The organism is Pseudomonas sp. SDO5591_S426, from assembly GCF_054070755.1.
In genome coordinates this window covers 1-8,431 of record NZ_JBSVXD010000219.1, presented here as the reverse complement: position 1 = coordinate 8,431, position 8,431 = coordinate 1, and the positions used below count along the sequence as shown (strand labels likewise).

At 59.9% G+C, this 8,431-nt stretch carries 8 protein-coding genes; all 8 read left to right on the top strand.

Annotation, left to right across the window (positions count from 1 at the left end):
- The first annotated feature begins 119 nt into the window (after window positions 1-119).
- The 8 genes from ACW9JC_RS26580 (at window position 120) to ACW9JC_RS26545 (ending at window position 8,348) form a co-directional block, all read left to right on the top strand.
- Window positions 120-836 (top strand): FadR/GntR family transcriptional regulator, encoded by a 717-nt coding sequence (locus ACW9JC_RS26580; protein WP_457458713.1) that lies wholly within the window; start codon window positions 120-122, stop codon window positions 834-836.
- Between the two features lie 46 nt (window positions 837-882).
- Window positions 883-1,758: an SMP-30/gluconolactonase/LRE family protein gene (locus ACW9JC_RS26575; protein ID WP_457458711.1), complete on the top strand. Its 876-nt coding sequence runs from the start codon at window positions 883-885 to the stop codon at window positions 1,756-1,758.
- Window positions 1,759-1,883: 125 nt separating this feature from the next.
- Window positions 1,884-2,702: an SDR family oxidoreductase gene (locus tag ACW9JC_RS26570; RefSeq protein WP_457458709.1), complete on the top strand. Its 819-nt coding sequence runs from the start codon at window positions 1,884-1,886 to the stop codon at window positions 2,700-2,702.
- Between the two features lie 129 nt (window positions 2,703-2,831).
- Window positions 2,832-3,836: a substrate-binding domain-containing protein gene (locus ACW9JC_RS26565; RefSeq protein ID WP_338585327.1), complete on the top strand. Its 1,005-nt coding sequence runs from the start codon at window positions 2,832-2,834 to the stop codon at window positions 3,834-3,836.
- A 64-nt stretch (window positions 3,837-3,900) separates the two neighbouring features.
- Entirely contained in the window at window positions 3,901-5,445 is a 1,545-nt protein-coding gene (gene araG, locus ACW9JC_RS26560; RefSeq protein ID WP_338585328.1) for an L-arabinose ABC transporter ATP-binding protein AraG, read from the top strand.
- Between the two features lie 12 nt (window positions 5,446-5,457).
- The gene (araH, locus tag ACW9JC_RS26555; RefSeq protein WP_175389741.1) at window positions 5,458-6,426 is read left to right on the top strand and encodes an L-arabinose ABC transporter permease AraH; all 969 of its coding nucleotides are present in this window, start codon (window positions 5,458-5,460) and stop codon (window positions 6,424-6,426) included.
- A 213-nt stretch (window positions 6,427-6,639) separates the two neighbouring features.
- Entirely contained in the window at window positions 6,640-7,353 is a 714-nt protein-coding gene (locus ACW9JC_RS26550; RefSeq protein ID WP_457458706.1) for a GntR family transcriptional regulator, read from the top strand.
- Window positions 7,350-8,348 (top strand): ADP-ribosylglycohydrolase family protein, encoded by a 999-nt coding sequence (locus ACW9JC_RS26545; protein ID WP_457458704.1) that lies wholly within the window; start codon window positions 7,350-7,352, stop codon window positions 8,346-8,348. Before ACW9JC_RS26550 ends, ACW9JC_RS26545 begins: the two co-directional genes overlap by 4 nt.
- Window positions 8,349-8,431: the final 83 nt, after the last annotated feature.

The following is an 8,431-nucleotide window of genomic DNA, read 5'->3' as shown; positions in this document are numbered from 1 at the left end:
GCTCCTACAGGAGAACATTTTCCTCTGTAGGAGCTGCCGCAGGCTGCGATCTTTTCGATTGACACCCAATCATATGATGATTAGCGTTGGCCTCCATCGCGAACGGCTTTGAGGTGTCCATGTCCAGCAGCTTTCATGCGTCGACAGTCGATTGGCTGGGTTGCTGGATCGCCACCGGGCAGGTCAAGCCCGGTGAAGCGCTCAAGGTCGAAGCCGATCTCGGCGAGCAACTCGGTGTCAGTCGCACCGTCATTCGCGAAGCCATCAAGACCCTGGTTGCCAAAGGCATGCTCGAAGTCGGGCCGAAGGTCGGTACACGGGTGTTGCCGGTGCGGCGCTGGAACCTCTTCGATCCGCAAGTCGTGGGTTGGTTGTCGCGCAGCGGTTTGCCGGAAAATTTCGTCGACGACTTGCTCGACCTGCGTCGCACCATCGAACCCATGGCGGTGCGTTGGGCTTGCGAACGCGCGACTGTCCCTCAGGTGGAGGCGATTCTGCTGGCCTACAACGCCTTGGCGCGGGCGGTGGACAGCGGCGTCGACTACAACCGCGCCGATCAGCTCTTCCACGAATGCATACTCGCCGCCAGCCACAATCAATTCATCGAACAAATGGTCCCGGCCCTCGGCGCGCTGTTGGCGGTGTGTTTTGAAGTTTCCGCTGCTGACCCCGACGAACTGCGTCGCACCCTGCCGATTCACAAGGACATGGCCGACGCCATCGCCGCCCGGGACGCCGCTCGGGGTGTCTGGGCCTGCATGACCCTGATCGACAACGCCGACCTGGCCATCAAGCGCTATTACCCACAAGTCATGGCCGATAAAAAAGCCGGCTGACAAAAAAAGAACCACAGATAAAAACAAGAACAATGCAGGAGGTTTCATGACGTTGACCGCGGTTACCGAACACCGGGCGCAACTGGGCGAAGGTCCGTTCTGGGATGCGCCGACCCAGGCGCTGTATTGGGTGGACATCGCCGGCAAGCAAGCGCTGCGGCTGATCGGCGCGAATGTGCAGATCTGGCAGATGCCGGAGCACGTGTCAGCGTTCATCCCCTGCGCCAGCGGTGATGCGCTGGTGACGTTGAGCAGCGGCGTGTATCGGCTTGATCTGGATTCACCGGGCCTGGAACCGCGACTGACTTTGTTCTGCGTCGCCGACCCTCAGCCAGGCAATCGCGCCAACGAAGCCCGTTGCGATGCACAGGGCCGGCTCTGGCTCGGCACCATGCAAAACAACATCGGTGAACAGGGCGAAGACTTGCCTATCGAACGGCGTTCCGGCGGGTTGTTCCGCATTGATCGAGATGCGCGGGTGACACCGCTGCTGCGAGGGCTGGGCATTCCCAATACGCTGCTCTGGAGCGATGACGCCACCACCGTGTATTTCGGCGACAGCCTCGACGGCACGTTGTATCGGCACTTCATTCGAACCGACGGCAACCTTGAACCGGCGCAGACCTGGTTTGGCCCTCACACGCTCGGTGGTCCGGACGGTTCGGCGATGGATGCCGAGGGGTTTGTCTGGAACGCCCGCTGGGACGGCAGCTGCCTGATCAGGCTGACGCCGGACGGCAAAGTCGACCGGGTGATCGAACTTCCCGTCAGCCGCCCGACCAGTTGTGTATTCGGCGATGCTGATCTGAAGACCCTTTACATCACCAGTGCTGCGAGCCCGCTTGGGCATCCACTGGACGGCGCAGTGTTGGCGATTCGCGTCGACGTGCCTGGAAAGCTGTGTACTCGATTCTCTGGGTAAATCCCTAAATATGGGATGTAAATATATATATTGAGATTTTCTGCCGGCCGGGTTTATAGTCGACTCCATCAGTTACACGCACTCACACTTAAAAAAACAAAACAGGTGAAGTGATGCAGCGATCCATGGCTGAACCCCTTTCTTTGCCAGAGGCGCCCAATCCGCCCAAGGGCGAGCGCCTGAAAGACAAAGTGGTGTTGCTGACCGGCGCCGCCCAAGGCATCGGCGAGGCGATTGTCGCGACCTTCGCGTCCCAGCAAGCCAAGCTGATCATCAGCGACATCCAGGCCGAAAAAGTCGAGAAGGTTGCGACACATTGGCGGGACAAAGGCGCCGATGTCGTGGCGATCAAGGCCGACGTTTCGCGTCAGCAGGATTTGCATGCGATGGCTAAATTGGCGGTCGAACGTCACGGGCGGATCGACGTGCTGGTCAACTGCGCCGGCATCAACGTATTCCGTGATCCGCTGGAAATGACCGAGGATGACTGGCACCGTTGCTTCGCCATCGACCTCGATGGCGCCTGGTACGGCTGCAAGGCTGTACTGCCGCAGATGATCGAGCAGGGCATCGGCAGCATTATCAACATCGCCTCCACCCATTCTTCCCACATCATTCCGGGTTGCTTTCCGTACCCGGTGGCCAAGCACGGTTTGCTCGGCCTGACCCGCGCCTTGGGTATCGAGTACGCGCCCAAGGGCATTCGCGTAAACGCCATCGCACCGGGCTACATCGAAACCCAATTGAACGTCGATTACTGGAACGGTTTTGCCGACCCGCACGCTGAACGTCAGCGTGCCTTTGATCTGCACCCGCCCAAACGCATCGGCCAGCCGCTCGAAGTGGCCATGACCGCGGTGTTCCTGGCCAGCGATGAAGCGCCGTTCATCAACGCCTCGTGTATCACCATCGATGGCGGACGCTCGGTGATGTACCACGACTGAGTGCCCGGGATTTCAGGCGCGTTACTACGACTAAAATCCAATCATCATACGATATGACTATTGGCAGTATGGTTACACCGCTCCATGATTTTCAAAGAACACTCAACAAGAACAACAAGGAGTCAGCTTATGAATCGTCGTCGTGCCATCCGTACCCTGTGCTGTGCCGCCCTGGCGGTTTCGGCGGTCAGCCTCAGCAGCACGCTGCTGGCGGCCGAGGAAGTGAAAATCGGTTTTCTGGTCAAGCAAGCGGAAGAACCCTGGTTCCAGACCGAATGGGCGTTCGCCGAAAAGGCCGGCAAGGAGAAGGGCTTTACCCTGATCAAGATCGCCGTACCGGATGGTGAGAAAACCCTGTCGGCCATCGACAGCCTGGCGGCCAACGGCGCCAAGGGCTTCGTGATCTGCCCGCCGGACGTGTCCCTCGGCCCGGCGATCATGGCCAAGGCCAAGCTCAACGGGTTGAAAGTGATTGCTGTCGATGACCGTTTTGTCGACGCCAGCGGCAAGTTCATGGAAGACGTGCCGTACCTCGGCATGGCCGCGTTCGAAGTGGGCCAGAAACAAGGCAGCGCGATGGCCACCGAAGCGAAAAAACGTGGCTGGGACTGGAAAGACACTTACGCGGTGATCAACACCTACAACGAACTCGACACCGGCAAGAAACGCACCGACGGTTCGGTGAAAGCGCTGGAAGAGGCCGGCATGCCGAAGGATCACATCCTGTTCTCGGCCCTGAAAACCCTCGACGTGCCGGGCAGCATGGACGCCACCAACTCGGCGCTGGTGAAACTGCCGGGCGCGGCGAAGAACCTGATTATCGGCGGCATGAACGACAACACCGTGCTTGGCGGCGTACGTGCCACGGAAGCGGCCGGCTTCGCAGCAGCGAACGTGATCGGCATCGGCATCAACGGCACCGACGCCATCGGCGAGCTGAAGAAGCCCAACAGCGGTTTCTACGGTTCGATGCTGCCGAGCCCGCACATCGAGGGCTACAACACCGCCAGCATGATGTACGAGTGGGTTACCACCGGCAAAGAACCGGCGAAGTACACCGCCATGGACGACGTGACGCTGATCACCCGCGACAACTTCAAGCAGGAACTGGAAAAGATCGGCCTGTGGAACTGAAGGCCGGTTGATTTCATCGGCAGCCCCGGCAACGGGGTTGCCTGATCTGTGTGATGAGGTGGTTATGCACGCGCAAACACAAGTACAACAACACAATGCCGGCGGCAGCTTGCGCTTCAACGGGATCGGCAAGACCTTTCCCGGCGTGAAGGCGCTGGACGGCATCAGCTTCGTTGCCCATCCGGGACAGGTTCACGCCTTGATGGGCGAGAACGGCGCCGGCAAGTCGACCCTGCTGAAAATTCTCGGCGGCGCCTACATCCCGAGCAGCGGCGACCTGCAGATCGGCGATCAGACGATGGCCTTCAAATCCACTGCCGACAGCATCGGCAGTGGCGTCGCGGTGATCCATCAGGAGTTGCACCTGGTGCCGGAAATGACCGTGGCGGAAAACCTGTTCCTCGGTCATCTGCCAGCCAGTTTCGGCCTGATCAATCGCGGCACTTTACGCCAGCAAGCACTGGCCTGCCTCAAGGGCCTGGCTGACGAAATCGATCCGCAGGAGAAGGTCGGGCGCCTGTCCCTCGGGCAACGGCAACTGGTGGAAATCGCCAAGGCCTTGTCCCGTGGCGCCCACGTGATCGCGTTCGACGAACCCACCAGCAGCCTGTCGGCGCGGGAGATCGATCGCTTGATGGCGATCATCGGTCGCCTGCGCGACGAAGGCAAAGTGGTGCTGTACGTCTCCCATCGCATGGAAGAAGTATTCCGTATCTGTAACGCAGTGACGGTGTTCAAGGACGGCCGTTACGTGCGTACCTTCGAAGACATGAGCGAGCTGACCCACGATCAATTGGTCACGTGCATGGTCGGTCGCGACATCCAGGACATCTACGACTATCGCTCGCGCCCGCGTGGTGCGGTGGCGTTGAAGGTCGATGGCCTGCTGGGGCCGGGCCTGCGCGAACCTGTGAGTTTCGAGGCGCACAAAGGCGAGATTCTCGGATTGTTCGGCCTGGTCGGCGCGGGTCGAACCGAACTGTTTCGCCTGCTCAGCGGTCTGGAGCGCAACAGCGCCGGTCGCCTTGAACTGCGCGGGCATGAATTGAAATTGCGCTCGCCCCGCGATGCGATTGCAGCCGGGATCCTGCTGTGTCCCGAGGACCGCAAGAAGGAAGGCATCCTGCCGTTGGCGAGCGTTGCCGAGAACATCAATATCAGCGCCCGTGGTGCGAATTCCACCTTCGGTTGTCTGTTGCGTGGTCTGTGGGAAAAGGCCAACGCCGATAAACAGATCAAGGCGCTCAAGGTAAAAACACCGCACGCCGGACAGCAGATCAAGTTTCTCTCCGGTGGCAATCAGCAGAAGGCCATTCTCGGCCGCTGGCTGTCGATGCCGATGAAAGTCTTGCTGCTCGATGAGCCGACGCGGGGCATCGACATCGGTGCCAAGGCCGAGATTTACCAGATCATTCACAACCTGGCGGCCAGTGGCATTTCGGTGATCGTGGTGTCCAGCGACCTGATGGAAGTGATGGGCATTTCCGACCGCATCCTGGTGCTGTGTGAAGGCGCACTGCGCGGCGAACTGAGCCGCGAACAGGCCAATGAATCCAACCTGCTGCAACTGGCTTTGCCGCGCCAACGCGCTGACGGCGTGGCGAACTGAGAGGTGACTATGATGACAACCCAAAATGAAACCCTGCCGACTGCACGCAAACCCCTGGACCTGCGGCGTTTTCTCGATGACTGGGTGATGTTGCTGGCGGCCGTCGGCATTTTCGTGCTCTGCACTTTGCTGATCGACAACTTCCTTTCGCCGCTGAACATGCGCGGCCTCGGTCTGGCGATTTCCACCACCGGGATTGCCGCGTGCACCATGTTGTATTGCCTGGCGTCCGGGCATTTCGATTTGTCGGTGGGTTCGGTGATTGCCTGCGCGGGCGTGGTCGCGGCGGTGGTGATGCGCGACACCGACAGCGTCTTTCTCGGCGTCAGCGCGGCGCTGGTGATGGGGCTGATCGTCGGTCTGATCAACGGCATCGTGATCGCCAAGCTGCGGGTCAATGCGTTGATCACCACGCTGGCGACCATGCAGATCGTCCGTGGTCTGGCCTACATCTTCGCCAACGGTAAAGCGGTTGGTGTATCGCAGGAATCGTTCTTCGTTTTCGGCAACGGCCAGTTGTTCGGCGTGCCGGTGCCGATCCTCATCACCATCGTCTGCTTCCTGTTCTTCGGTTGGCTGCTGAACTACACCACCTACGGTCGCAACACCATGGCCATCGGCGGCAACCAGGAAGCGGCGCTGCTGGCCGGGGTGAACGTTGACCGGACCAAGATCATCATCTTCGCCGTGCACGGTGTGATCGGTGCGCTGGCCGGGGTGATCCTCGCTTCGCGCATGACCTCCGGCCAGCCAATGATCGGCCAGGGTTTTGAACTGACGGTGATCTCGGCTTGTGTGCTGGGCGGTGTGTCGTTGAGCGGCGGGATCGGCATGATCCGGCATGTGATTGCCGGGGTGCTGATTCTGGCGATCATCGAGAATGCGATGAACCTGAAGAACATCGATACGTTCTACCAGTACGTGATTCGTGGATCGATTTTGCTGTTGGCGGTGGTGATTGACCGACTGAAACAGCGCTAAGATTTACATTGACCTGACTGACGCCTTCGCTGGCAAGCCAGCTCCCACAGTAATTGATGTCGTACATAAAATTTATGTTCGACTTGGAAACCTGTGGGAGCTGGCTTGCCAGCGATTGAACGCGCAGCGGTCACGGCTTTTTTGCCATCCCTTCCGTCACTTCCCTTAAAAATCCCTTGCCCGTTCTGACCCGTTTCGGTTATCACTTTGTACATGATTAGACAGGTACGATTTGACAAGAAACAACGGGTGGTCGACGAACTCATCCGGCGCATCGAAAGCGGCCTCCTGGAGGACGGCTTTCAGTTGCCGGGCGAGCATCAGTTGGCTCAAGAATTCAAAGTCAGCCGAGGAACTTTGCGTGAAGCCCTGGCCGAATTGAAACGGCGCAATTACATCGCGACGCAAAGCGGGGTGGGCTCCATCGTCACGTTCGACGGTGTGGTGCTCGACCAGCGCAGCGGCTGGGCCCAGGCCCTGGCCGACAGCGGCGCGCTGGTCAACACCGAAGTGCTGCGGCTGGAGGCGGTGACCCGTGCTGACCTGCTGCCGCGTTTCGGCACCGACCAGTTCATCACCCTTGACCGTCGACGCCGTTCCAATGACGGCACGCTGGTTTCCCTTGAACGCGCATTGATGCCCGCCAGCGGAGGCCTGGAAAGCTTGCCGCGGGTTGGCCTGATCGACAATTCCCTGACCATCACCCTGGCCGCCTACGGCTATATCGGTGAGCGCGGCGATCAATGGATCGGCGCCGAACCACTGAATGAACAGGACGCCGAACTGCTGGGCCGCCCGGTCGGCACCGTATTCCTCAAGGCTTTGCGCACCACCTACGACCGGCAAAACCGCTTCATGGAGCAAGTGGAAAGTCTGCTCGATCCTGTGCATTTTCGCCTGCACCTGCAATTTGGAACGTCGAAATGACTGCGCTCAATCGTGCCTTGGGCGCGTTCTACGGCTTGGCTTTGGGCGACGCGCTGGGCATGCCGACCCAGTCTTTAAGTCGCGCTGAAATCCAGGTTCGCTTTGGCGAAATCACAGCCCTCGAAGATGCCGGCCCCGATCAACCGATCGCCGCCAACATGCCCAAAGGCTCGATCACCGACGACACCGAACAGGCGATTCTGGTCGGTCAGTTGTTGATTGACGGTAAGGGCAAGATCGAACCGTCGGTACTCGCCCAGCGTTTGATCGAATGGGAAACGGTGATGCAGGCCAAGGGCTCGCAGGATCTGCTCGGCCCTTCGACCAAACGCGCCATCGAGATGATCCTCGCCGGCCATTCACCGGAAGAGGCCGGACGCTACGGCACCACCAACGGCGCGGCCATGCGCATCACGCCGGTCGGGATCGCGGCGAATGTCGCTGATCCGCAGCGTTTTATTGAAGCTGTGGTGCAAGCCTGCCAGGTCACCCACAACACCACGCTGGGAATCTCCAGTGCGGCGGCGGTGGCGGCGGTGGTGTCTGCCGGGATCAACGGCATGGACCTGGGCGAGGCGTTGAACCTCGGCCAGCAAATCGCCCAGCAAGCGGAAAGCCATGGCCACTGGGTTGCCGGTGGACGCATTGCCTCGCGCATCAGTTGGGCGCGGAGCATCAGCGTCGACCGCGACAACGGCTTGCTGGCGGATTTGCTGTACGACGTGATCGGCACCTCGGTGGCGTCGCAGGAGTCGGTGGTGGTGTCGTTTGCCCTGGCCCAGCAGGTGGCCATCGGCGAAATGAATGCCTTCGACGCACTGTGCATGGCCGCCAGCCTTGGCGGCGACACCGACACCATTGCGGCGATTCTCGGCGCGATGCTCGGTGCCTGTCTGGGTCTTGAGAGTTGGCCTGTGGAGATGATCGACACGGTCAAGGCTGTCAATGATTTGGAGCTGGAGCCTTTGGTGACAGGACTTCTCTACCTGCGCTGAAACAGGGAAACAACCTGTGTAGGAGCTGCCGAAGGCTGCGATCTTTTGATCTTTGGCGGCCTTGTAATCGCTGAAAATCAAGA